The sequence below is a fragment of the Pseudomonas sp. P7779 genome (genome assembly GCF_013386315.1).
Classification (GTDB): domain Bacteria; phylum Pseudomonadota; class Gammaproteobacteria; order Pseudomonadales; family Pseudomonadaceae; genus Aquipseudomonas.
Genome location: NZ_JACARZ010000051.1, coordinates 14,298 through 38,658, shown reverse-complemented (window position 1 = coordinate 38,658; position 24,361 = coordinate 14,298). Strand labels below are relative to the sequence as shown.

The 24,361-nt window shown below is 62.0% G+C and carries 23 protein-coding genes; 9 read left to right on the top strand and 14 right to left on the bottom strand.

Annotation, left to right across the window (positions count from 1 at the left end; genetic code table 11):
* The first annotated feature begins 41 nt into the window (after positions 1 to 41).
* From HX869_RS16080 to HX869_RS16065, 4 genes are all read left to right on the top strand, one after another.
* Positions 42 to 515, top strand: a complete 474-nt coding sequence (locus HX869_RS16080) for a MarR family winged helix-turn-helix transcriptional regulator (protein WP_003211792.1) — start codon at positions 42 to 44, stop codon at positions 513 to 515.
* On the top strand, positions 512 to 1,975 hold the full coding sequence (locus HX869_RS16075) for an efflux transporter outer membrane subunit (protein ID WP_177068893.1): 1,464 nt from the start codon (positions 512 to 514) through the stop codon (positions 1,973 to 1,975). The genes HX869_RS16080 and HX869_RS16075 overlap by 4 nt, the downstream gene beginning before the upstream one ends.
* 15 nt (positions 1,976 to 1,990) lie before the next feature.
* Positions 1,991 to 3,208, top strand: coding sequence for an efflux RND transporter periplasmic adaptor subunit (locus HX869_RS16070; protein WP_178903328.1), 1,218 nt, complete (start codon positions 1,991 to 1,993; stop codon positions 3,206 to 3,208).
* A 64-nt stretch (positions 3,209 to 3,272) separates the two neighbouring features.
* Positions 3,273 to 4,805, top strand: a complete 1,533-nt coding sequence (locus tag HX869_RS16065) for a DHA2 family efflux MFS transporter permease subunit (RefSeq protein ID WP_178903327.1) — start codon at positions 3,273 to 3,275, stop codon at positions 4,803 to 4,805.
* A gap of 168 nt (positions 4,806 to 4,973) precedes the next feature.
* Here the strand turns inward: HX869_RS16065 and lpxH are convergent, their stop codons facing one another.
* The gene (lpxH, locus tag HX869_RS16060) at positions 4,974 to 5,723 is read right to left on the bottom strand and encodes a UDP-2,3-diacylglucosamine diphosphatase (protein WP_003211785.1); all 750 of its coding nucleotides are present in this window, start codon (positions 5,721 to 5,723) and stop codon (positions 4,974 to 4,976) included.
* Positions 5,720 to 6,223: a peptidylprolyl isomerase gene (locus tag HX869_RS16055; protein ID WP_003211783.1), complete on the bottom strand. Its 504-nt coding sequence runs from the start codon at positions 6,221 to 6,223 to the stop codon at positions 5,720 to 5,722. Before HX869_RS16055 ends, lpxH begins: the two co-directional genes overlap by 4 nt.
* Before the next feature lie 246 nt (positions 6,224 to 6,469).
* Here HX869_RS16055 and HX869_RS16050 point away from each other — a divergent pair, with 246 nt between their 5' ends.
* Both HX869_RS16050 and cysS read left to right on the top strand, forming a co-directional pair.
* Complete coding sequence (locus HX869_RS16050) at positions 6,470 to 8,170, top strand: glutamine--tRNA ligase/YqeY domain fusion protein (protein ID WP_008432425.1); 1,701 nt, start codon at positions 6,470 to 6,472, stop codon at positions 8,168 to 8,170.
* 20 nt (positions 8,171 to 8,190) lie between these two features.
* Positions 8,191 to 9,579 carry a cysteine--tRNA ligase gene (gene cysS / locus HX869_RS16045; protein WP_008432427.1) on the top strand — a complete coding sequence of 463 codons (1,389 nt, stop codon included), beginning with the start codon at positions 8,191 to 8,193 and terminating at the stop codon, positions 9,577 to 9,579.
* Between the two features lie 256 nt (positions 9,580 to 9,835).
* On the opposite strand, the gene HX869_RS16040 is transcribed toward cysS, so the two are convergent.
* On the bottom strand, positions 9,836 to 10,387 hold the full coding sequence (locus HX869_RS16040; RefSeq protein WP_177054857.1) for a dihydrofolate reductase family protein: 552 nt from the start codon (positions 10,385 to 10,387) through the stop codon (positions 9,836 to 9,838).
* Between the two features lie 160 nt (positions 10,388 to 10,547).
* Between HX869_RS16040 and lepB the strand changes: the two genes are divergently transcribed.
* Positions 10,548 to 11,216: a signal peptidase I gene (gene lepB, locus HX869_RS16035; protein ID WP_008432435.1), complete on the top strand. Its 669-nt coding sequence runs from the start codon at positions 10,548 to 10,550 to the stop codon at positions 11,214 to 11,216.
* An 8-nt stretch (positions 11,217 to 11,224) separates the two neighbouring features.
* On the opposite strand, the gene HX869_RS16030 is transcribed toward lepB, so the two are convergent.
* From HX869_RS16030 to HX869_RS15985, 10 genes are all read right to left on the bottom strand, one after another.
* Entirely contained in the window at positions 11,225 to 11,812 is a 588-nt protein-coding gene (locus tag HX869_RS16030) for a TetR/AcrR family transcriptional regulator (RefSeq protein WP_178903326.1), read from the bottom strand.
* A 31-nt stretch (positions 11,813 to 11,843) separates the two neighbouring features.
* The gene (locus HX869_RS16025; protein ID WP_177028453.1) at positions 11,844 to 12,596 is read right to left on the bottom strand and encodes a 3-oxoacyl-ACP reductase family protein; all 753 of its coding nucleotides are present in this window, start codon (positions 12,594 to 12,596) and stop codon (positions 11,844 to 11,846) included.
* Between the two features lie 134 nt (positions 12,597 to 12,730).
* Positions 12,731 to 13,660, bottom strand: a complete 930-nt coding sequence (locus HX869_RS16020) for a sel1 repeat family protein (protein WP_178903325.1) — start codon at positions 13,658 to 13,660, stop codon at positions 12,731 to 12,733.
* A 115-nt stretch (positions 13,661 to 13,775) separates the two neighbouring features.
* Positions 13,776 to 14,711 carry an alpha/beta hydrolase gene (locus HX869_RS16015; protein ID WP_178903324.1) on the bottom strand — a complete coding sequence of 312 codons (936 nt, stop codon included), beginning with the start codon at positions 14,709 to 14,711 and terminating at the stop codon, positions 13,776 to 13,778.
* Positions 14,712 to 14,817: 106 nt separating this feature from the next.
* Positions 14,818 to 15,186, bottom strand: a complete 369-nt coding sequence (locus HX869_RS16010; protein ID WP_003211753.1) for a Na+/H+ antiporter subunit G — start codon at positions 15,184 to 15,186, stop codon at positions 14,818 to 14,820.
* The gene (locus tag HX869_RS16005) at positions 15,183 to 15,461 is read right to left on the bottom strand and encodes a K+/H+ antiporter subunit F (RefSeq protein WP_003211751.1); all 279 of its coding nucleotides are present in this window, start codon (positions 15,459 to 15,461) and stop codon (positions 15,183 to 15,185) included. The genes HX869_RS16010 and HX869_RS16005 overlap by 4 nt, the downstream gene beginning before the upstream one ends.
* Positions 15,458 to 15,946, bottom strand: coding sequence for a Na+/H+ antiporter subunit E (locus tag HX869_RS16000; protein ID WP_003211750.1), 489 nt, complete (start codon positions 15,944 to 15,946; stop codon positions 15,458 to 15,460). The genes HX869_RS16005 and HX869_RS16000 overlap by 4 nt, the downstream gene beginning before the upstream one ends.
* The gene (locus HX869_RS15995; protein ID WP_178903323.1) at positions 15,943 to 17,625 is read right to left on the bottom strand and encodes a monovalent cation/H+ antiporter subunit D; all 1,683 of its coding nucleotides are present in this window, start codon (positions 17,623 to 17,625) and stop codon (positions 15,943 to 15,945) included. The genes HX869_RS16000 and HX869_RS15995 overlap by 4 nt, the downstream gene beginning before the upstream one ends.
* Positions 17,622 to 17,966 carry a Na+/H+ antiporter subunit C gene (locus tag HX869_RS15990; RefSeq protein WP_003192163.1) on the bottom strand — a complete coding sequence of 115 codons (345 nt, stop codon included), beginning with the start codon at positions 17,964 to 17,966 and terminating at the stop codon, positions 17,622 to 17,624. The genes HX869_RS15995 and HX869_RS15990 overlap by 4 nt, the downstream gene beginning before the upstream one ends.
* Positions 17,966 to 20,887 carry a monovalent cation/H+ antiporter subunit A gene (locus tag HX869_RS15985; protein ID WP_003211746.1) on the bottom strand — a complete coding sequence of 974 codons (2,922 nt, stop codon included), beginning with the start codon at positions 20,885 to 20,887 and terminating at the stop codon, positions 17,966 to 17,968. The genes HX869_RS15990 and HX869_RS15985 overlap by 1 nt, the downstream gene beginning before the upstream one ends.
* Positions 20,888 to 21,073: 186 nt before the next feature.
* On the opposite strand from HX869_RS15985, the gene HX869_RS15980 reads away from it, so the two are divergent.
* Entirely contained in the window at positions 21,074 to 22,651 is a 1,578-nt protein-coding gene (locus tag HX869_RS15980) for an ABC-F family ATP-binding cassette domain-containing protein (RefSeq protein WP_178903322.1), read from the top strand.
* Positions 22,652 to 22,657: 6 nt separating this feature from the next.
* Here the strand turns inward: HX869_RS15980 and HX869_RS15975 are convergent, their stop codons facing one another.
* On the bottom strand, positions 22,658 to 23,578 hold the full coding sequence (locus HX869_RS15975) for a DMT family transporter (RefSeq protein WP_177037198.1): 921 nt from the start codon (positions 23,576 to 23,578) through the stop codon (positions 22,658 to 22,660).
* 92 nt (positions 23,579 to 23,670) lie between these two features.
* Between HX869_RS15975 and HX869_RS15970 the strand changes: the two genes are divergently transcribed.
* Positions 23,671 to 24,234 (top strand): helix-turn-helix domain-containing protein, encoded by a 564-nt coding sequence (locus tag HX869_RS15970; RefSeq protein WP_003211741.1) that lies wholly within the window; start codon positions 23,671 to 23,673, stop codon positions 24,232 to 24,234.
* The last annotated feature ends 127 nt before the right edge of the window (positions 24,235 to 24,361 follow it).

Genomic DNA, 24,361 nt, shown 5'->3' with positions numbered 1-24,361 from the left:
GTCACACATTCACTGCTTAGGCAGTTAATAGGCTGGTCACGATGAAGCACTTCACCCCCGAAAACTTCCACAACTGCCACCTCGGCCTGCTGCTGGGCCGGGCTGCGCTGCTCAAAGACAAGATCATCGACACCCACATGGAACCCCACGGCATCACGGCCGCGCAGTTCAAGGTGTTGATCATCATGGCCCAGTACGGCGTCGACACCCCGGCCGAGCTGTGCCGCAACCTGTCGTTGGACAGCGGCTCCATGACCCGCATGCTCGACCGCCTGGAACAAAAGGACCTGCTGGCGCGCAAGCGTTCCGAGCAGGACCGGCGCCAGGTGCAGTTGGTGCTGACCGCCGAAGGCCAGCGCGTGGCCGACATGCTGCCGCACATCGGTGCCCAGGCCCTGAACCAGTTGGCGGGCGCCCTGGAGCCGGGTGAATTGCAAACCCTGGAAAAAATCCTGAAGAAAATTCTGATAGCTGCGGGTGACCCCATCACCATTCAGCGGGTAGGTAGTGCATGAACAATCGCTCCTTGCGTGCCGGCCTCAGCCTTGTGCTGGTGGCCATGACTATGGCCGGTTGTGCCAATTTCAGCGGCTTGGACACAGAAGGCAAACGCCTCGAAGCCAATAACCTGCAAACCGGCAAATCCCTCAGCGGCGTGACCCTGTCCACCGCTGCCTGGCCCACCGCCGACTGGTGGAAAGGCCTTGGCGATCCACAGCTCGACAGCCTGATCCAGGAAGCCCTGCAGAACAGCCCCGACATGCAAGTGGCCAGCGCCCGTGCCCACCAGGCCGAAGCCGCTGCCTATGCCGCCGACGCCGAGCGCATGCCAACCCTGGATGCCAGCGCCGGTGTCAGCCGTTCGCGCCTGGCCAAGGACCAGGACCCGTTGGGCCAGGGCGATGCCTACGCCACCGTGCGTAACATCGGTGCCAGCTTCAATTACAACTTCGACCTGTGGGGTGGCCAGCGCGCCGCCTGGGAAGCCGCGCTGGGCCAGGCCCGCGCTGCCGAAGTCGACCAACAGGCCGCGCGCCTGACCCTGGCAGCCAACGTCGCCAAGGCCTACAGCGACCTGGGCCAGGCCCATATCGTGCGTGACCTGGCCAATGATGACCTCAAGCGCACCCGGCAGATGCTCGACCTGGGCCAGCGTCGCCTGAACTCCGGGATCGACAGCCAGTACCAGTACCAGCAAACCGAAAGCCTGGAAGCCAGCTCCCAGTCGCAACTGATCGATGCGGAAAAACAACTGCAGAGCGCCAAGATCGCCCTCGCGGTGTTGCTCGGCAAAGGCCCGGACCGTGGCAGCGAACTGGTACGCCCCAACGTGCTCAAGCCGAGCGCGGTTGCGGTGCCTTCGGTGTTGCCTGCCGAGCTGGTGGGCCGTCGCCCGGACCTGATCGCCGCACGCTGGCGGGTGGAGGCGGCGAGCAAGAACATCGCGGCCAGCAAGACCCGTTTCTACCCCAACCTCAACCTGAGCGCGAGCGCCGGGGCCGAGTCGTTGCTGGGGGATGCGATGTTTGGTTCGGCCAGCCGCTTCTTCAGCATTGCGCCGACCGTCTCGCTGCCGATCTTCGACGGCGGCCGCCTGCGCGCCGACCTCGACGCTCGCGACGCCGACTACGACCTGGCCGTGGCCCAGTACAACAAAACCCTGGTGCAAGCCTTGGGCGATATCGGCAACACACTCTCGCAATTGCGCGAGACCGGCCGCCAGATCCAGGCCCAGCAACACGCCGCTGACATTGCCCAGCAGTCCTACGACACCGGCGTCCAGCGTTACAGCTCAGGTATCGGCAATTACCTGGACGTGCTCAGCATCGAACAGCAACTGCTCCAGGCCCAGCGTCAGTTGGCCACCCTGAATGCCGAGCAAATCGATCTTTCGATTCAACTGATGCAGGCCCTGGGCGGCGGTTTCCACGCCGATAACGTGGCCTCGACCACCCCAGCCACGCGCACTGAATAATTCAAGGTACTTGTCATGGCCACTGCCGAAACCAGCAACAACGCTCCTGAAACAAACAAGGCTGAACAACCCAACAACAGCAACCCGCGCAAACGCAAAGTCATGCTGTTTGTGCTGGCGCTGATCGTCATCCTCGGCGCCTTGGGCGTGTGGGGTTGGTACGAATTGTATGGCCGCTTCAGCGAAAGCACCGACGACGCCTACGTCAATGGCAACGTGGTGGAAATCACCCCGCTGGTGACCGGCACCGTGGTGAGCATCGGCGCCGACGACGGCGACCTGGTGCATGAAGGCCAGGTGCTGATCAACTTCGACCCCAACGACGCCGCCGTCGGCCTGCAAAGTGCCCAGGCCAACCTGGCCCGCACCGTGCGCCAGGTGCGTGGCTTGTACAGCAACGTCGATGGCATGAAAGCCCAGGTGCTGGCGCAACAAGCCAACGTGCAAAAGGCCCAGGACAACTACAACCGACGCAAGAACCTCGCTGCCGGCGGGGCGATTTCCCAGGAAGAACTGTCCCACGCCCGTGACGACCTGACCTCGGCGCAAAACGCCCTGGCCAACGTGCAGCAACAGTTCAAGACCAGCAGCGCGCTGGTGGATGACACGGTGATTTCGTCCCACCCGGACGTGCAGGCTGCCGCCGCACAGTTGCGCCAGGCTTACCTGACCAACGCCCGCAGCACCCTGATCGCACCGGTGACCGGCTATGTGGCCAAGCGTACCGTGCAACTGGGCCAGCGGGTCCAGCCGGGTACTGCACTGATGGCGGTGATTCCGCTGGATCAACTGTGGATCGACGCCAACTTCAAGGAAACCCAGCTGCGCAATATGCGTATCGGCCAGCCGGTGGATATCGAATCCGATATCTACGGCAGCGACGTGAAATTCAGTGGCACCGTCGACAGCCTCGGCGCGGGCACGGGCAGCGCGTTTGCCTTGCTGCCGGCGCAGAACGCCACCGGTAACTGGATCAAGATCGTGCAACGGGTGCCGGTGCGTATCCATGTGAACGCCGATGAGTTGGCCAAGCACCCGCTGCGCGTGGGCCTGTCCACCGTGGTCGACGTCGACCTGCACGACCAGAGCGGCCCGGTACTGGCCCAGCAGGCGCCGCAGAAGGCGTCGTTCACCACCAACGTTTACGACCGCCAGTTGGCCGAAGCCGACGCGATGATCACCCAATTGATCCATGACAACAGCGTCGCCGCTCCCAAGGCTGCCCAGCGCTGATTCGCCAATCCATCAGCTGCGGCCCCGGCGGCCGTAGCGCCAATCATGTTGCACAGGATTCGCGATGAGTAACGCTAACGCCTCCTTCACGCCGCCCAGCTTGCTGATGGCCACCATCGGCCTGTCCCTGGCGACCTTCATGCAGGTGCTCGACACCACCATCGCCAACGTGGCGTTGCCGACGATTTCCGGCAACCTCGGCGTGAGTTCGGAGCAGGGCACCTGGGTCATCACCTCGTTTGCCGTGAGCAACGCCATCGCGCTGCCGCTCACCGGCTGGCTGAGCCGTCGCTTCGGCGAGGTGAAGCTGTTTCTGTGGGCCACCATCCTGTTTGTGCTGGCCTCGTTTCTCTGCGGTATTTCCACCTCGATGCCCGAGCTGATCGGCTTTCGGGTATTGCAAGGCCTGGTTGCCGGCCCGTTGTACCCGATGACCCAGACGCTGCTGATCGCGGTCTATCCCCCCGCCAGGCGTGGCATGGCCCTGGCGTTGCTGGCGATGGTCACGGTGGTGGCGCCGATTGCCGGGCCGATCCTCGGCGGCTGGATTACCGACAGCTACAGCTGGCCGTGGATCTTCTTTATCAACGTACCCATCGGCATCTTTGCCGTGATGGTGGTGCGCTCGCAACTGAAGAAACGCCCGGTGGTCACCAGCTACCAGCCGATGGACTACGTCGGCTTGCTCAGCCTGATCGTCGGCGTCGGCGCCTTGCAGATCATCCTCGACAAGGGCAACGACCTGGACTGGTTCGAGTCGAATTTCATCATCATCGGCGCGGTGATCTCGGCTGTCGCCCTGGCGGTGTTCGTGATCTGGGAACTGACCGACGAGCACCCGGTGGTCAACCTGCGGCTGTTCGCCTATCGCAACTTTCGCATCGGCACGATTGTGTTGGTACTCGGGTACGCGGGTTTCTTCGGGATCAACCTGATCCTGCCGCAATGGCTGCAAACCCAGATGGGCTACACCGCCACCTGGGCGGGCCTGGCGGTGGCGCCGATCGGGATTCTGCCGGTGTTGATGTCGCCGTTCGTGGGCAAATATGCGCACAAGTTCGACCTGCGCCTGCTGGCCGGGCTGGCGTTCCTGGCGATTGGCTTGAGTTGCTTCATGCGCGCCGGGTTTACCAATGAAGTGGACTTCACGCACATCGCCCTGGTGCAGTTGTTCATGGGGATCGGCGTAGCGCTGTTCTTCATGCCGACCTTGAGCATCCTGATGTCCGACCTGCCGCCGGCGCAAATCGCCGACGGCGCTGGCCTGGCGACCTTCCTGCGGACCCTGGGCGGCAGCTTTGCGGCCTCGTTGACCACCTGGATCTGGATTCGCCGGGCGGACCAGCACCATGCCTACATGAGCGAAAACATGACCACCTACGACTCGGCCACCCGGGACGCCTTGCAGGCGCTCGGCGGGGCAGGGCACAAGGCGTATGCGCAGTTGGACCAGATACTGACGAGCCAGGCGTACATGATGTCCACCGTGGATTACTTCACGTTGCTGGGGTGGATGTTCATGGCGTTGATCGTGATTGTATGGCTGGCGAAACCGCCGTTTGCAGCGAAGGCGGGGCCGGAGGCTTCTGGCCACTAAGCCTCAATCCATGATCATTCCCACGCTCCGCGTGGGAATGCCGCTTTGATGATCGTTCCCACGCTCTGCGTGGGAACGCCGCTTTGGACGCTCTGCGTCCGCTTTTGAAGGTCGTGACGCAGAGCGTCACAGGATGCATTCCCGCGCAGAGCGTGGGAACGATCTGGGTCAAGCGCCGGGCAGTGCCAACTGCGGATTGACGAAGTCAAACGCCGCCAGTTGAAACCCTTGCTCATCCACCTGCAATGCCCACCCTTGCTTGTCCCAATCCCCCAGCACAATGCGCTTGGCCGCTTGCTCGCCAATCTGCAACTTGTGAATCGCCGGGCGGTGGGTGTGGCCATGCACCAACGTACGCACGCCGAACTGCTGCATCACCCTCGGCACTTCCTCGGGCGTTACATCGACAATGTCGTTGGTCTTCATTCGCGTCTGCGCGCGGCTTTCACTGCGCAGCTTGCGCGCCAGCTTGTGCCGCGTGCGCAAGGGCAGGTGGCGCAGGATGAACAGCGTGATGGGGTTACGCAGGATGCGCCGCAGCTTCATATAGCCAAGGTCGCGGGTACACAGGCTGTCGCCGTGCATCAACAGCACGGGCTCGCCTGCGAGTTGCACCACACTCGGGTCCTTGAGCAAGGTTGCGCCTGCGGCTTTGCAGAACGCCTTGCCGATCAGGAAATCCCGGTTGCCATGCATGATGAAAATCTGGGTGCCGCTGTCGCTCAGCTCGCGCAGAGCCTGGCAAATCGAACGCTGGAAGGGCGTCATCCCATCGTCGCCAATCCAGGCTTCAAAGAAGTCCCCCAGAATGTACAACGCCTGGGCAGAACGGGCGCGGCCGTGCAGTAAATCCAGAAACGCCCGGGTTATGTCCGGGCGCTCCTCTTCCAGATGCAAATCTGAAATCAGCAATATCACTCAACGATCTCGGCTTTCTCGACGATAACGTCTTCTACCGGAACGTCCTGGTGACCTGCCTTGCCGGTGGTTTGCACACCCTTGATCTTGTCGACAACGTCCTGGCCTTCGGTGACTTTACCGAATACCGCGTAGCCCCAGCCCTGCACGTTCTTGCCGCTGTGGTTCAGGAAGGTGTTGTCGGCGACGTTGATGAAGAACTGCGCGGAGGCCGAATGCGGCTCCATGGTACGGGCCATGGCGACGGTGTACTTGTCGTTGGAAAGGCCGTTGTCCGCTTCGTTCTGGATGCTGGGACGCTTGTCTTTCTTTTCTTTCATGCCCGGCTCGAAACCGCCGCCCTGGACCATGAAGTTGCCGATGACACGGTGGAAAACAGTGTTTTCGTAGTGGCCGGCTTTAACGTACTCGATGAAGTTGGCGACGGTGATCGGCGCTTTCTCGGCGTTCAGCTCGATGACGATGTCACCGTGGTTGGTGGTCAGTTTGACTTGAGTCATGTTCACTACTCTTTCAAGGAATTCGTGGGTTTGGGCGTTTTGCGCCTTACCTGCTTGGCAAAAACGGCAGCCAAGGCGCGCAGTTTAGCGTGACCTGCGGGAATTTCGAGGTGGTTTTTTACCGCCCGTGCAATAAATGCAGCAGTTTTTGGCCACGCTCTGTCAGGGCCTTGACAGCATCGGCTATGATAAGCCCTTTGTTTGTCGGCCTCACCCGGCCAAGTACTTCGTCTGTTCAAGGATCCTATGAGCAAGCCCACTGTCGACCCTACCTCGAATTCCAAGGCCGGACCTGCCGTCCCGGTCAATTTCCTGCGCCCGATCATCCAGGCGGACCTGGATTCGGGCAAGCACACGCAGATCGTCACCCGCTTCCCGCCTGAGCCCAACGGTTACCTGCACATCGGCCACGCCAAGTCGATCTGTGTGAACTTCGGCCTGGCCCAGGAGTTCGGTGGCGTCACGCACCTGCGTTTCGACGACACCAACCCGGCCAAGGAAGACCAGGAATACATCGACGCCATCGAGAGCGACATCAAGTGGCTGGGCTTCGAATGGTCCGGTGAAGTGCGCTATGCCTCCAAGTATTTCGACCAGTTGTTCGACTGGGCCGTCGAGTTGATCAAGGCCGGCAAGGCCTACGTAGACGACCTGACCCCGGAGCAAGCCAAGGAATACCGTGGCACCCTGACCGAGCCGGGCAAGAACAGCCCGTTCCGCGACCGTTCGGTGGAAGAGAACCTGGACTGGTTCAACCGCATGCGCGCCGGTGAGTTCCCGGACGGCGCCCGTGTACTGCGTGCCAAGATCGACATGGCCTCGCCGAACATGAACCTGCGCGACCCGATCATGTACCGCATCCGCCACGCCCATCACCACCAGACCGGTGACAAGTGGTGCATCTACCCGAACTACGACTTCACCCACGGTCAGTCGGACGCCATCGAAGGCATCACCCACTCCATCTGCACCCTGGAGTTCGAAAGCCACCGTCCGCTGTACGAATGGTTCCTCGACAGCCTGCCGGTACCGGCGCACCCGCGTCAGTACGAGTTCAGCCGCCTGAACCTGAACTACACCATCACCAGCAAGCGCAAGCTCAAGCAACTGGTCGATGAAAAGCACGTGTTTGGCTGGGACGACCCGCGCATGTCGACGCTGTCGGGCTTCCGCCGCCGTGGCTACACCCCGGCATCGATCCGCAATTTCTGCGAAATGGTCGGCACCAACCGCTCCGACGGCGTGGTCGACTACGGCATGCTCGAGTTCAGCATCCGTCAGGACCTCGACGCGAACGCCCCGCGCGCCATGTGCGTGCTGCGTCCGTTGAAGGTGGTGATCACCAACTACCCGGAAGGCCAGGTCGAAAACCTCGAACTGCCACGTCATCCGCAGAAAGAAGAACTCGGCGTGCGCAAGCTGCCGTTCGCCCGTGAAATCTACATCGACCGTGATGACTTCATGGAAGAGCCGCCAAAAGGCTACAAGCGCCTGGAGCCGAACGGCGAAGTGCGCCTGCGCGGCAGCTACGTGATCCGTGCCGATGAAGCGATCAAGGACGCCGATGGCAACATCGTCGAACTGCGTTGCTCCTACGACCCGGACACCCTGGGCAAGAACCCGGAAGGCCGCAAGGTCAAGGGTGTGGTGCACTGGGTGCCGGCGGCGGCCAGCGTCGAGTGCGAAGTGCGCCTGTACGATCGCCTGTTCCGCTCGCCGAATCCCGAGAAGGCCGAAGACAGCGCCAGTTTCCTGGACAACATCAACCCTGACTCGCTGCAAGTTCTCACGGGTTGTCGTGCCGAGCCATCGCTTGGCGACGCACAGCCGGAAGACCGTTTCCAGTTCGAGCGCGAAGGTTACTTCTGCGCGGATATCAAGGACTCGAAACCCGGTGCTCCGGTATTCAACCGTACCGTGACCTTGCGTGATTCGTGGGGCCAGTGATTCTGTTTTAAGGAACTGTCGTGCTAACGATCTACAACACACTCAGCAAGACCAAAGAAGTCTTTAAGCCGCTGGATGGCAACAAGGTGCGCATGTACGTGTGCGGCATGACCGTGTACGACTACTGCCACATCGGCCACGGCCGCAGCATGGTTGCCTTCGACCTGGTGACCCGCTGGTTGCGTTTCAGCGGTTATGACCTGACGTATGTGCGCAACATCACCGACATCGACGACAAGATCATCAATCGCGCCAACGAAAACGGCGAGTCGTTCGACGCGCTGACCGAGCGCATGATTGCTGCGATGCACGAGGACGAGGCACGCCTCAACATCCTCAAGCCGGACATGGAACCGCGCGCCACGGACCATATCCCGGGCATGCACGCGATGATCCAGACCCTGATCGACAAGGGTTACGCCTACGCCCCGGGCAATGGCGACGTGTACTACCGCGTCGCCAAGTTCATGGGCTACGGCAAGCTGTCGCGCAAGAAAATCGAAGACCTGCGCATCGGTGCGCGGATCGAAGTCGACGAAGCCAAGCAAGACCCGCTGGACTTCGTCCTGTGGAAAGGCACCAAGCCCGGCGAGCCGAGCTGGGAGTCGCCATGGGGCGCCGGGCGCCCGGGCTGGCACATCGAATGCTCGGTGATGTCCACCTGCTGCCTGGGGGAGACCTTCGACATTCATGGCGGCGGCAGCGACCTTGAGTTCCCGCACCACGAAAACGAAATCGCCCAAAGCGAAGCGGCCACCGGCAAGACCTACGCCAACGCGTGGATGCACTGCGGCATGATTCGCATCAATGGCGAGAAGATGTCCAAGTCCTTGAACAACTTCTTCACCATTCGCGACGTGCTGGAAAAGTACCATCCGGAAGTGGTGCGCTACCTGTTGGTGTCGAGCCATTACCGCAGCGCGATCAACTACTCGGAAGACAACCTCAAGGACGCCAAGGGCGCCCTGGAGCGTTTCTACCACGCGTTGAAAGGCCTGCCCTCCGTGGCGCCTGCGGGCGGCGAAGCGTTTGTTGCGCGGTTCACCGAAGTGATGAACGACGACTTCGGTACGCCTGAGGCCTGCGCGGTGCTGTTTGAAATGGTGCGTGAGATCAACCGCCTGCGCGAGAGCGATCTCGACGCAGCGGCGGGGCTTGCCGCACGTTTGAAAGAGCTGGCGAGCGTGCTGGGCGTATTGCAGATGGAAGCCGATGACTTCCTGCAGGCGGGCGCTGAAGGGCGTGTGGATGCCGCTGAAGTTGATGCGCTGATCCAGGCACGTTTGACTGCCCGGGCCAACAAGGACTGGGCGGAGTCTGACCGTATCCGTGACCAACTGACCGCGATGGGTGTGGTGTTGGAAGACGGGAAGGGCGGGACGACGTGGCGGTTGGCTGATCAGGCTTGATTGGTGATTGCTGAATGAAAAACGCCCCGACTGGTTCGGGGCGTTTTTTTTGGCCTGTCTATCCGTTATTCGGGTATTGGCGGCTATGGCGACCGCGCTTGCAGCGGACCACGGGCCGGACGCCTGTGCGGGGACATAGTTGACACATTCAAGGACAGATCAGGCCGGTTCAGGATCAAGCGCATAGCTGCTTAATGTGGGAGCTGGCTTGCCTGCGATACAGACACCTCGATTTAACCCAATTACTCAATGAGCATCAGCGCTTGCCACCGACCTCATACCGGCTTTGAACAAACCCATTATCCGACGCATACGTGCCGATATGCCGAAGCTCATGCTCGCCACCCAACTGGCTGAACAAGGGGATCCCCTGGCCCAGCACAACCGGAATACGCGTGATGATCATCTCGTCGATCAAACCCGCCTCAAGAAACGCCTGAATCGTCTGGCCTCCGTCGATATACAGGTGTTTCATCCCGCGCTCGGCCAACGCTGCCACGAGGCTGGTGACATCCTGGCTCACCACCTCAACCTTGCCCTTCAAAGCTGCAGGTAGCTCAACCGATTGGTGAGAGAGTGCTATGACCGGCGTGCCCTCATAGGGCCACTCCGGAAAGGACAACACTTTTTCCAGGGTCTTGCGGCCCATCACCAGCGCATCCACGGTGGCGATGAAGTGTTCATAGGTCACGCCGTTCAATTCGGCGCCTTCGTACTCAGGGCGATGAAGCCACTCGATATCACCGTCTGGCCGGGCAATAAAGCCGTCGACGCTGGCTGCGATAAAGACCGAACATTTGCTATCCATGGGGCGTGAAACTCCTTTTCCGTGTGCTTGAAAATATCGACTGTCATGGGTCGGCAACGCTAATGTTAATTTAATCTTGCGATGCAATAAGCGAGCATTGCCAAAAATCACCGTGGGTACCCGGCGCAGGCCGGTGTGCCTTTTCGTATTGCGAGGATCTATGCGCCGTTGGTTAATCCGCTACCGTTACGCGATCATTTTCTGGCTGTGCTTCGGGGTTTTCCGCACCTCCCTGGCTGACTGGAATCCCATCCCGTCCGGTTCCATGCGCCCGACGTTACTTGAGGGCGATGTGGTGCTGGTCAATCGCGTCGCGTACGACCTCAAATTGCCCCTCACTGATATTTCCCTGGCGAGACTGGATAACCCCCAGCGCGGAGATGTCGTCACGTTCTCCTCGCCCAAGGACGGCACGCGCTTGATCAAACGCATTGTCGGTATCCCCGGCGATACCCTGGAAATGCGCGACGAGGTGTTGTGGGTCAACGGTACGCCGGCCACCTACAGTAATGGGCAGGACATCAGCGAGCCCATCGCGCCTGGCCAAACAGTTCCGGGGATCAAGGTGACGGAGCGTGCGAACAGCAGCCAGCGCACGGTGCAGTTCATGCCGACAGTACGGGCGCTGCGCGATTTCGGCCCGGTGGTGGTGCCTGCCGACAGTTACTTCATGCTGGGCGACAATCGCGATAACAGCGATGACTCCCGCTATATCGGGTTTGTGCCGCGTCGGCTGTTGATCGGGCATGCGCACCATATCCTGGCGTCAGCGCAGATCCTGGACCATTGGATGCCACGATTGGGTCGATTTGGCGCGCCGATCCTGTAGTGGGCTGATCACGCGTTTGCGCTGAGCGCCCGCAGTGCAAAACCCGCAATGCGCTCCAGCTGCTCAGTGGTGGCGCCGCCCTTGCTGGCGACTTTCATGCCGCTGAGGGTGGCCATCAGAAAGTCACACGCGCCCGGCAGGTCGGTGTCGGCGTTCAATTCGCCTTGTTCCTGCGCACGCTCCAGCGTCTGTTCGAATGCATTGCGCAAGCGGTCGGCGCTGTGGGCGGTGAGTTGATTGATTTCTTCATCACCCATGCCGAACTCGCAGATGGCATTGACCCCCATGCAACCCGCCGTTCCTTCCCGCAGGGCGCGGGTGGCGAAGGATTGCAGGGTATCGTGCAGTGCCTGCAACGGCGTCGGGCCCTGGTTCAGGCGCTCGATCAAGTCGTCGACGCCGGTGCGCTGATACTCGGCCATCGCCAGCAGGTACAACTGGCGTTTGTCGCCAAAGGTGTTGTACATGCTCTGGCGGCTCAGTCCCATGGCCTGCATCAGTTCTTCAGTCGAGGCCGCGGCAAAACCCTTGTCGCAGAAAACCCGGATGGCCTCGCGCAGCACCTGGTCGCGGTCGAATGCTCTGGGTCTTGCCATGGTTACCTCGGGGGAAAATGCAGGTGAAGGCTCAGGCCAGGTAGCCGCCATCAATGGTCATGCTTGCGCCGGTGACAAATGCCGCTTCTTCGGACGCGAGATAAGCAACCATGCCGGCAACATCGTCGGCGGTGCCCACGCGGCCCAAGGGGATCAGGCTTTTGATCATGTCCGCATGGGGCCCGTCTGCCGGGTTCATGTCGGTGCTGGTCGGGCCCGGCTGCACGTTGTTGACGGTGATGCCGCGCGGCGCGAAATCAATCGCCAGGCCGCGGATCATACCGGCGATCGCCGACTTCGTCATGCTATAGACGCTGGAGCCCGGGAAGCCCGAACGTTGGGCGACCACGCTGCCGACGGTGATTATTCGGTCACCCGTGTGCATCACCGCCGAGCTGGCCTTGGCCGCCGCAAACGTGGCCCGCACATTGACCGCAAACATTCGGTCGAAGTCTTCCAGGCTGAAGGTGTCGACGGTGCCCATCAGCAGGATCCCGGCGTTGTTGACCAGGATATTCAAGGCGCCGAAATGCTCGACAGTGGCCGCGACCGCCCGTTCTATTGCCGCCACATCGGCGCTGTCGGCCTGAATCGCCAAGGCTTTTCCACCTTTGCTTTCGATCAGGCCAACCAGCGCTTGTGCCTTGTCGGCAGAGGAGGAATAGGTAAACGCGACCGCTGCACCTTCAATTGAAAGCCGGCGGACAATCGCTTCGCCGATACCGCGGGAACCGCCGGTGACCAGGGCGACTTTGTGGTTGAAGCGAGGGGTGTGAGCTGTCATGGGGGAGGCCTGAAGTTTAGTGGATTAAATAATCCACTAAACCGTACCAGCCTGGAAATACTTAGCCAAGCTGTTTTTGGATTAATTAATCTTTAACTGCCGGATGTGCTCTCGAATCCGTCATCAGACGCCGGTCATTTCAGGTCGCTGTAGGTCAACCTGAACTCCGACAGCGCCGGGTGCTCGGTTTTCCACTGGCGGCCATACGCCTTGGCTGTTTCCATTTCTTCGGCAGTCAGCGCGCTGGCCAGTTGTTGCAGGTAGCCTGCGGCATCGGCGTGCCGTGGGTTTTGCCGGGTACTGTCCATGACCAGCCAGTAGAGCCCATAGGCGTGGATTTTGTTCTCGGGGTAGTGATAGCGGTTGGTGCCACTTTCATCGATATCGAACCCGCCGAGCGCACCGGCATAGGTCATGACGCCATCAAGGTCATTCAGCGCCAGCCGTTTTTCCAGGTGTATGCGCTGGTAGGAGAGGTTGCGGTAGTAGGTCTGCATGTTGGCCAGCCACTTGATCGCTGGCGGGAAGCCCTTGAAGGCCGCATACCTGAGCATGGAGTCGCGGTTGTCACTGGCCTCCGGGTTTTTGTCGTACAACAGCGCCGCAATGTAATAGGCCTCGGCGCAGCCGGCATCACCTGCCTTTCTCAGCCACGAGCGATCTTTGGTCAGTTCATACAGCTGCAGCATCGCTGCGCCGTCGCCAGCATCGGCACCTGCCTGGGCGAGGGCCTTGGCCTTGGCCAGGTTGGTTTCGCCACCCAGGCGCATCAGGGCGTACACATGATCCTGGGCAGCGGCCAGGCGGTACCACGCCTGGGCCTCGGGGTCGACACTGCCGACCCGGCGCCGGATGGCTTCGCCCAGGGCGTATTGGGACGGCGCATCGCCGGCCGAGGCGGAGATGGTCAGGTGGATTTCGCACTCTTCGAATTCACCGAGTTGATACAACTCGAGACCCCGCTGCTTGGCTGCCTGTTGCTGGCTCGTCAAATGTGAAATCAGCGCATTCAGCGAGTTGAGCAAATCAAACAGCGTGGTCAGTGCATCGGAATGGGTATACATGATCATTACCTGTATCGGGATACGTTGTCCGATAAAGGTAGGTGGGGCGGTGGGGCCCCAGGTGACAGATAGTTATCGGCAGGAGCGCTGCCTTTCCCGCGCTCTGGGCAACCCCTCAAGCGCTACGGCTGCCACGTATTGCCTGGTCCAGAAACAACGCCGCATTCGCCACGGCCTGCATGCCTTCGGGCAAGATTGCCGCAAACAAATGCCAGACATGAAACATCCCGGGCCAAACCTCCAGCGACACGCGTACCCGGTTTTCCCCCAGGTGGGTGGCCAGGCGCATGGCGTCGCTGAGCATGACTTCGTTTTCGCCGATCTGCACCAGAATGGGCGGCAATCCCCGGACGTCCGCGAACACCGGCGACGCATCGGGATCATTCGGCAGCGCGCCATTGAGAAACGCTTTTGCAAGCAGCGTCAGCCCCAGGCGGGAGGCTTGCGGGTCGAGGCCGTCACGGTTGTCGATGGAGGCGCCGGTGTGTTCCAGGTTGGCCCACGGCGACAAGGCGGCGCCCCCGGCAGGCAGTGGCAGGCCTGCGTTGCGGGCCTTGACCATCACCGACACCACCATTGCGCCGCCGGCCGAATCGCCCGAGAACACGATGGACCTGGGGTCATTGCCCTGGTCGAGCAGCCAGCGATAAGCCTGCAACGTATCATCAATAGGTACGGGGAACGGATGCTCGGGCGCCAGGCGGTAGTCGGGCAGGTAGACTTTTGCACCCAGCAGTTTTGCGAAGTGGCCGGCAAGGCCCAGGTAGCCCCGCGGACTGCCGCCGACATAACCACCGCCGTGGATGTAAAGCAGCACCCGGTCACCCTCAAACCCATCCGGCACGACCATCATGCCCGGTACGCCACCCATATCGACGTCACAAAAGCTGACACCGGCGGGAATCGGATGGGAACAAAGCACCTGCTCATAAGCCTTGCGCTGCTCATTGAGGGTGAGGGTGGCTTCCTGGCCCGTGAGAAATGGGCCGAAGTCAGCGGCGCAGGCAACCCACGCGTCGAGATGGGCCTGGACAAGGGGAGTGAATGCCATGGGGGAGAACCTCATAAAGTGATCCCGATACCGGGATTAGCGATTGAGGTTCTATTTTATGGATTCTATTGGAGAACGAACTTCACCACTGCGGCGCCTGTGGGGATCAGCTGCCGCTGTCAGTGCGACGGCTGCTGACTTCAGCCGGCACATCATCCCCGGCCATGCGCTTGCGGAACAACGCGGTGCGTGCCAGCAGCAATGTGGTCACCGGCACTGTGATCGACAGCAGGATCGGGATCAACCAACCGTGCAACACCGGCCCGGACTTGAGCACCGAAAAGTAGATGATCGAGGCCAGCGCCACACACCAGGCGCCCAAGGTCGAAGCCAACGCCGGCGGGTGCATGCGCTGGAAGAAGTCTTTCATCCGCAACAATCCAATCGCCCCAATCAGCGCAAACAGGCTGCTAAGCACCAACAATACCGCGACGATCACTTCAACCCACAGCGGCAACACGTCGACATTGATCATTCGATCACCTCCCCACGCAGCAGGAATTTCGCCAGGGCAAACGACCCCACAAAGCCAAACAGCGCAATCAACAGCGCCGCTTCAAAATACGTGTCACTGGCATACCGAATACCCAGCACCAGCATCATCAGCATGGCCAGGATGTACAGGTAATCCAGCGCCAGGACCCGGTCCTGGGCCGACGGGCCTTTGAACAGGCGCACCAGGGTCAGCACCATGGCCAGGGAGAACAGGAACAGGCTGAACAGGATCGCATTGGAGAGCAGGGCGCTCATTCGAAGATCTCCATCAGGGGCCGTTCGTAGGCGTGTTTGAAGTGCTCGATAAACTGCGCTTCGTCATCCAGGTCGAACACGTGGATCAGCAGGACGCTGCGGTCCAGGGCCAGTTCCGACCATACGGTGCCCGGCGTCACGCTGGTGATCATCGCCAGCACGGCCAGGCCGTTGGCATCCCGCAGGTCCAGGGGGATCTTGATAAAGCGCGAACGCGGTGGGCGAGAGCCGCAGGTCAGGATGCCCCAGGCCACGGCGAGGTTGGAGATGATCACGTCACGCCCCACCAGGAAGAACAAACGGATGATCACCCCCGGGCGGCGGATGCGGATCGGCAGCGGGCGCAACGGCGCCATCATCAGCGGTGCCGCAAAGCCGAGGATCGCCCCCAGCAGCAGGTTGCCGGGGCTGACGGACAGGTTCAGCACCAGCCACAACAACCACAATGCCAATGACAGCCACGGGGCAGGGAACAGGCGCTTCATCGCTGCACCTCCAGGGCGGCGGCCTTGGCTTCAGGGCTCGGCACCGGACGCGTCGCCATGACCGCCATCACATAGTGTTCCGGGTTGTTCAGGCTCTCGGCGGCCGCCTGGGTATAGCGCATCAGCGGCTCGGCCTTGAACGTCAGGGCGATGCTCAGGCCCAGCAGGAAGAAAATCGGCACGCATTCGAAGCGGCGCAGCAGCGGCGATGGACGTTCTTCCGGGGTCCAGAAACGCTGGATGCCGAGGCGGGCGAAGGCGATCAGCGAAGCCAGGCCGGAGAAGATCAGCAGTGCCACCAGGCCCCAGGCGGCCGGACGCACCGGTTCGTCGATGGCATTGCCCAGGCCCATCGGGTTGATCAAGGCGCTGAGCAGGCTGAGCTTGCCGATAAACCCGGACAGCGGCGGCATGCCGATGATCAGCAGGGCGCAGGCGATAAAACTCAGGCCGAGGAACGCCACCGTCCAGGGAATCACCTGGCCGACTACGGCTTTCTGTTCGTCGTCGAGGTTGGTGCCGGGCGGCGGATGCAGGGATTCCATGGCCTTGGGCAGGGCTTCGATTTCGTCGTCCAGGGGCATGTCGTTGGCCGAGCGCGAACGCTCGATCAATTCGGCCAGCAGGAACAGCGCACTCAGCGCCAGGGTGGAGCTGACCAGATAAAACAGCGCCCCGGCGGTCAGGCTTGGCTGGGCAAACCCCACCGCCGACAGCAGGATCCCGGCGGACACCAGGATGCTCAGGCTGGCCATGCGTTCCAGGCGTTGCGCCGCGATCATCGCCAGCGCCGCGCAGACGATCGTTGCCATGCCGCCGTAGATCAGCCAGTCGCCGCCAAACAGTGCCGAGGCGCCCGCCTGGCCGGAGAACAGCAGGTTCCACAGACGCAGCACGGTGTACACGCCGACCTTGGTCATGATCGCAAACATCGCCGCCACTGGCGCACTGGCCGAGGAGTAGGCAGGCGCCAGCCAGAAGTTCAGCGGCCACATTCCGGCCTTGGCCAGGAAGGCGACGGCGAGGATGCCCGCACCGGCATGCAGCAGGCCGCGATCGGCTTCCGGCACCAGGGGGATTTTCAGTGCCAGGTCGGCAAAGTTCAAGGTACCGGTGACGCCATAGATCAGCGCCGCGCCAATCAGGAACAAGGTCGAGGCCAGCAGGTTGATCGAGATGTAATGCAGCCCCGCCGACACCCGCGCCCGGCCGGAACCGTGGAGCATCAGGCCGTAGGACGCCGCCAGCAGCACTTCGAAAAACACGAACAGGTTGAACAGGTCGGCGGTCAGAAAGGCGCCATACAGGCCCATCAACTGAATCTGGAACAGTGCATGGAAGCTGGTGCCGGCGCGGTCCCAACGGGCCATGGCAAACAACAGCGCGCTGACGCCGATGATCCCGGTGAGCACCAGCATCATCGCCGAGAGTTGGTCCACCACCAGCACGATGCCGAACGGCACCTGCCAGTTGCCCGGCAGGTACACACCGATGGAGCCGGGGCCGCCTTTCTGGGTCCAGTACAGCAACAGCACGGCGATGCCCAGGCCCACCATGCTGGAGAACAGGTTGATCCGCGCCTTGAGCGGGCGGTGCTTCTCGCCGAGCATCAGCATCAGCGCGGCGGTCAGCAACGGCAGCAGGATCGGCGCGATGATCAGTTGATTCATCCAGGTCATTCCTTGGGCTCCCGGCCGTCCACATGGTCAGTGCCGGTCAGGCCCCGGGATGCCAGCAGCACCACCAGGAACAGTGCGGTCATGGCGAAGCTGATCACGATTGCCGTCAGCACCAGGGCCTGGGGCAGCGGATCGGTGTAGTTGAGCAAGTCTTGCGGCACGCCATCCTTGATGATCGGCTCCTTGCCGATGAACAGGCTGCCCATGCTGAAGATGAACAGGTTGACCCCGTAGGAGAGCAGGCACAGGCCCATCACCACCTGGAACGTCCGTGGCCGCAGGATCAGCCAGACGCCGGAGGCCGCCAGGACCCCAATGGCAATTGCGATGACTTCTTCCATCAGGCGGCTCCTCCTGGGCTGGCAACGGCTTTCGCCTGGTTACTGGGTTTATGGGCGCGCACCGATTGGTGGCCGAGGGCGGTGAGCATCAGCAAGGTCGAGCCGACCACCATGGCGTACACACCGACGTCGAAGAACAGCGCGCTGGCGACGTGGATGTCCCCCAGCACCGGCAGGCTAAAGTGCCAGGTGTGCGTGGTGAGGAACGGGTAGCCGGCGAGCAGTGCGCCCAGCCCGGTCAGGGTTGCCGACAACAAGCCAAAACCCATCCAGCGCATCGGCCGCAGGCTCATCTGCGCCTCGACCCACTGGGTACCGGCGACCATGTATTGCAGGATGAACGCGACGGACATCACCAGGCCGGCGACAAACCCGCCGCCCGGTTGGTTGTGCCCACGCATGAACAGGTAGAACGAGACAACCAGCGCAATCGGCAGCAGCAGGCGCACCAGCACCGCCGGCACCATCATGAAGCCCAGGGCGGTGTCGCTGGCCTGGCGCGGGTTGATCAGGTCGGTGGCCACGTCGGGTGCCAGTTGGCGCTGTTGCGCGGGCAGTTCCATGCTTTCCTTCGACGGGCGGAAGCGGCGCAGCAGGGCGTAGACGGTCAGCGCCACGGCGCCGAGCACGGTGATTTCTCCCAGGGTGTCGAAGCCCCGGAAGTCCACCAGCATCACGTTCACCACATTGCTGCCACCGCCTTCTGGCAGGGCACGGCTGAGGTAGAAGGAGGAGATGTCGTTGGGCGTCTGGCGGGTCAGCATCGCGTAGGAGAGCAGCGCCATGCCGCCACCGACCACGGTGGACAGCAGGAAGTCCCGCAGGCGGCGGATGCGTGCCTTGCGCAGCGAGCTGGGCAGTGGGGAAACTTCTTCGATCCGCCGTGGCAGCCAGCGCAGGCCCAGCAGGATCAGCACGGTGGTGACCACTTCCACCACCAGTTGCGTCAGCGCCAGGTCTGGCGCCGAGAACCAGACGAAGGTCACGCAGGTCACCATCCCGCACACGCTGACCATGGTCAGGGCTGCCAGCCGATGGTACTTGGCTTGCCAGGCGGCGCCCAGGGCGCAGGCGATTGCCAGCAGCCACAGGGTGACGAACACGATGGAGCCCGGGATCTTCGGCCGGTCGCCCCAACTGATGCCGCTGTAGAGCATCGGGATCAACCCGGCGATCACCGCCGCCAGCACCAGCAGGAACAGCTGGGTTTGCAGGCGTTTGGTGCTGATGCGTTTTTCGATCTTGCGCACCCCGCGCATCATCACCACCAGGCAGCGCTCGAAGCCGCGCTTGCCGTTGAAGTAGCTGATGATCGGCGGGTATTTGAAGCGGCCCAACTTGAGTTGCTTGCGCAGCAGCAGATAGAGCACCACGCCGCCGGACATGGCCACCAGGCTCATGATCATCGGCGCGTTCCAGCCGTGCCAGATGGCGAGGCTGTATTCCGGCAGTTCGCCGCCGACTACTGGCAGGGCCGCTGCGGCGAGGATCGAACCGACCACCTGGGCGGGGAAAATCCCCACCAGCAGGCAGGTAAACACCAGCAACTCCACCGGCGCGCGCATCCAGCGTGGCGGCTCGTGCGGGGTGTGAGGCAAGTTGGTGGCTTTAGGGCCGAAGAACACATCCACGGTAAAGCGCAGGGCATAGGCCACGCTGAAGGTACCGGCGATGGTGGCGATGACCGGCAGGGCGATTTCCACCCAGGCGGTGGCGGAGATGAACACGGTCTCGGCGAAGAACATTTCCTTGGACAGGAAACCGTTGAGCAGCGGCACGCCGGCCATGGACGCACTGGCGACCATCGCCAGGGTGGCGGTAAACGGAATCAGCTTGAACAGGCCGCTGAGCTTGCGGATGTCACGGGTGCCGCTTTCGTGGTCGATGATCCCCGCCGCCATGAACAGCGACGCCTTGAAAGTGGCGTGGTTAAGGATATGGAATACGGCGGCGACAGCGGCCAGCGGGCTGTTGAGGCCCAGCAGCAAGGTGATCAGCCCGAGGTGGCTGATGGTGGAGTAGGCCAGCAGGCCCTTGAGATCGTTCTGGAACATGGCGCAATAAGCGCCGAGCAGCAGGGTAATGGCACCGGCACCGCCGACAATCCAGAACCACTCTTCGCTGCCGGACAGCGACGGCCACAGGCGGGCCAGCAGGAACACGCCGGCCTTCACCATCGTTGCCGAGTGCAGGTAGGCCGACACCGGCGTCGGTGCAGCCATGGCGTGGGGCAGCCAGAAGTGGAAGGGGAATTGCGCGCTTTTGCTCAGGGCGCCGATCAGCACCAGGGCGAGCATGATCGGGTACAACGAATGGGCACGGATCTGATCACCGGCAGCCAGGACCTGGTCCAGGTCGTAGCTGCCGACGATATGCCCGAGCAGCATCACCCCCGCCAGCAGGCACAAGCCGCCCGCGCCGGTGACCATCAGCGCCATATAGGCTCCACGCCGGGCATCGGCGCGGTGGTGCCAGTAGCCGATCAGCAGGAACGAGAACAGGCTGGTGAGCTCCCAGAAAAACACGATCTGGATCAGGTTGCCGGAGATCACCAGGCCGAGCATCGCACCCATGAAGGCCAGGAAAAACGCGAAGAAGCGCGGCACCGGGTCTTCCGGCGACATGTAATACCGGGCGTACAGCGACACCAGGGTCCCGATGCCCAGCACCAGCATCGAGAACAACCAGGCAAAACCGTCCATGCGCAATACGAAGTTCAGCCCGAGGCTGGGCAACCACATGAATTCTTCACGTATCACGCCACCATGGGCGATCTGGGGGTAGAGCAGGGCGACTTGAACCGTCCCGACCAGGGCCACAAGGCCGGCCAGCAGGGACTCTGTGTTGCGTGCGTTGTGCGGCAGCAAGGCCGCCAGACAGCTGCCGATAAAAGGCAGAAGCAGTAGAACTATCAGGGACATAGGCTTCTAATCTGCGGGAGTTTGGGATGCATCATACGTGCCGGAATCTTGATCACCAAACGGCAAGATGTGGCAGGATCCTACAAGGTAGGCTGAAAAAGGCTGTTTGGCATTGTTTCAATGCCCGTATCCAGGGCAGGTATGCTGTTCAGAGGTTTTTTTCAGCCTGTTGCATAAGGACGTGTGATGACCCAGCGATTGCTCCACCTTGACCATGTCGCCTGCAGCCTGCCGGATGGACGCAGCCTGTTCGACAATCTGAACCATGCCTTCAGCGCCCGGGCGACCGGCCTCGTGGGGGCCAACGGGACGGGCAAGTCCTTGCTGGGCGCAATGCTCGCGGGCACCCTGCAGCCCACCCGCGGGCATGTGCGCCGCGAGGGCAGTGTGTACGCGGTGACGCAACTATTGGAGCCCGAACGCTATTCCAGCGTGGCGGCGCTGGCAGGTGTCGACCAAGTGCTGGCGGCGTTGGCGCGCATCGCCGAGGGCAGCGTGGACGAACAGGACCATGCACTGGCCGTTGATCAATGGGATTGCGCGCCTCGACTGGCGGCGGCCCTGGAGCAAATCGGCCTGGGGCACTTGACTGCCGACTCGCCAACCGCGGCCCTCAGTGGCGGCGAACGCCAGCGCGTCGCTTTGCTGGGCGCCTGGTTGTCGAGGGCAGACTGGTTGATCCTCGATGAGCCCAGCAACCACCTGGACATCGATCAGCAGCACAAGCTTGCCCAGCAGATTGATCGGTGGCCCGGCGGCCTGGTGCTGATCAGCCATGATCGCGGGTTGCTGGAGCACATGGACGAGATTGTCGAACTGTCGCCCAAGGGCTTGGCGGTGTACGGCGGTAATTACAGCCACTATGCGGCGACACGGGAGCAGGAGCAGCAGGCGTTCCAGTCGGCGTTGCAGGGGGAGCGCGCGCACGCCAAACGTGAACAACGTGAAGCGGTCATCCAAATGGAGCGTCAGCAACGCCGCAATGCCCGGGGCGACCGCCAGGCCCGGGATGGCAACCAGACCAAACTGATCACCAACGCCCAGAAAGAGCGCAGTGAAAACAGCCAGGGCAAGTTGCGCCTCAACCAGCAGCTGGCGCGTGAGCAGCAACAGCAACGGATCGCCGAGGCGCGTGCGCGGTGTGCGCCCGAGATCCAGCGCATGATGCTGTCGCCGGAAAGCGTGGTGCCCCAGGGCAAGCTGGTGCTGCAGTTGAACGACGTGGTGTTGCCGTTTGGCAGCCCGGCGCCGATCAATCTCACCCTGACCGGCCCGACGCGCATGGCGATCCTGGGAGCCAATGGCAGTGGCAAGTCGACCCTGCTGCGGGTGATTGCCGGCCAGTTGCCGGTGGCTGCCGGTGAGTTGGCGCGCAGTTGCCATATCGGCTGGCTGGACCAACACGCCGGGCTGGAGCACCCCGAGCGCACGGCGGTGCAATGGCTTTACGAAAGTAATCCGCTACTGGCGGAAAGCGAAGCGCGTACCCGGCTGGCGCAAATGGGCATCGATGCCGACCGGGCGGTCCTCGATACGCGCCAACTGAGCGGCGGCGAGCGTCTGAAAATTGCCCTGGCCGCACAGCTCTACGCCGAGCATCCGCCGCAATTGTTGTTGCTGGACGAACCCGACAACCATCTGGACTTGCCCAGCCGGATTGCCCTGGAGCAAATGCTCAATCAGTACCAGGGCGCGCTGATTGTGGTGTCCCATGACGAGGCGTTCCTGCAGGCCATTAACCTGGACGGTGAGTTGCGCCTCTGAGGCCGCTTAACCCTGGTTTTCATGTTCCAGTTCGGCCTGGGGCTCGGCGAGCCGCTGCCGGCGGGTTTTCATCTCACTGACAATCACCGCCGCCACGATCAACGCCGCGCCCACCATGGCAATCGGCGGGAAGCGCTCCCCGGCAATCCGCCCGACTACGCCGGCCCACACCGGCTCCCCGGCATAAATCAGCGTGGCGCGAGTCGGCGAGACGCTTTTCTGCGCCCAGTTCATCGCCACCTGAATCACCGCGCTGGTCAGCCCCAGGCCCACCGCGCTGAACAGCAGCAACCAGGAAAACCCCGGCAGCGCCTCGCCCATCGGCACCACCATCAGGAACGACAGCACCGACGCCGTGGCCAGTTGCACCACCGTTACCCGGCGTACATCCACCTGCCCGGCAAACGCGCTGATCAGGATGATCTCGGCGGCAATCGCTACCGCACCGATCAACGTGGCGATTTCACCGGGGCTGAAATTCAATGATGCCCCGGCCGGGCCGGTCAGCAGCATCAGCCCGGTAAACGCGAGCATGATGCCGATGCTCGGCATCAACCCCGGCCGCCGTCCCAGTACCAGCCATTGCAGCAGCGGCACGAATGGCACATACAGCGCAGTAATAAATGCCGACTGGCTGCTCAGGATCGTCTGCAAGCCAATGGTCTGCAAACCGTAGCCGAACATGATCGCCACACCGATAAAGCAGCCGGCCTTCAATTCAAACAGCGTCAGGTTCCGCAGGCTGCGGAATGAGAACGCCCCGACGATGAACGCCGCCGCAGCAAAACGCAGGCCGACGAAAAACATCGGGCCGCTGACCGCCATGGCGTGCTGCACCAGCAAAAAGGTGCCGCCCCAAAACATGGTGATCACCACCAATACACATTCGGCTTTGCTGAAACGGGAAAACAACGGGGAGGTGGTCATGGCGGCTCGGTCTTGCACAGGAAGGGCGCGGACCGCACAATGCGCCGCAAGCTGGGCAGTATACTGCGCAACCCCACCCTGTGAGCAATATAGTGCACAAAGAAAATCCGCAACGGGCCTCGGTCCTGCAACACGTCAGCCAGAACGTTCGGCGCCTGCGCCATGCGGCTGAGTTGAGCCAGACGGCGCTGTCCGAAAAATCCGGCGTCAGCCGGCGCATGCTGGTGGCAATCGAGGCGGGGGAGAAAAACGTCAGCCTGTCGACCCTCGACCGGGTGGCCGAAGCCCTGGACGTGGCCTTCAGCGACTTGATCCAGGCCCCGGATGCCGCTGATCACAGCCGTATCAACGAACTGGCCTGGGCCGGTGACATCCCCGGCAGCAAAGCCGTGCTGCTGGCCAAGGCCACCGCGCGTCGCGAAGTGGAACTATGGGAGATGCGCCTGGAGCCCGGCGATCGCTACATGCCTGAACCGGACCCCGAGGGTTGGAGCGTGCAGTTGTTTGTGTTCGAAGGCACCCTGACGCTGGTGCTGGGGGATGAGGAAAAAAACGTCGCCACCGGTGAGTTCCTGATGTTCGCCAGCCGCTACCTTCACGCCTATCGCAATGACGGCGACGTGGCGGTGCGGTTTGTGCGCAACGTGGTGATTTAACTGTTGGCAGCGCAACAGTGGTTGGACACTTTGCTGTTTTGAACCGCCAACGACTTCCCTGATATACCGGCAACCCGCTGATTTCATTGCACATTGCATTCGGGCACGACTCCTGCAATCACTCCAG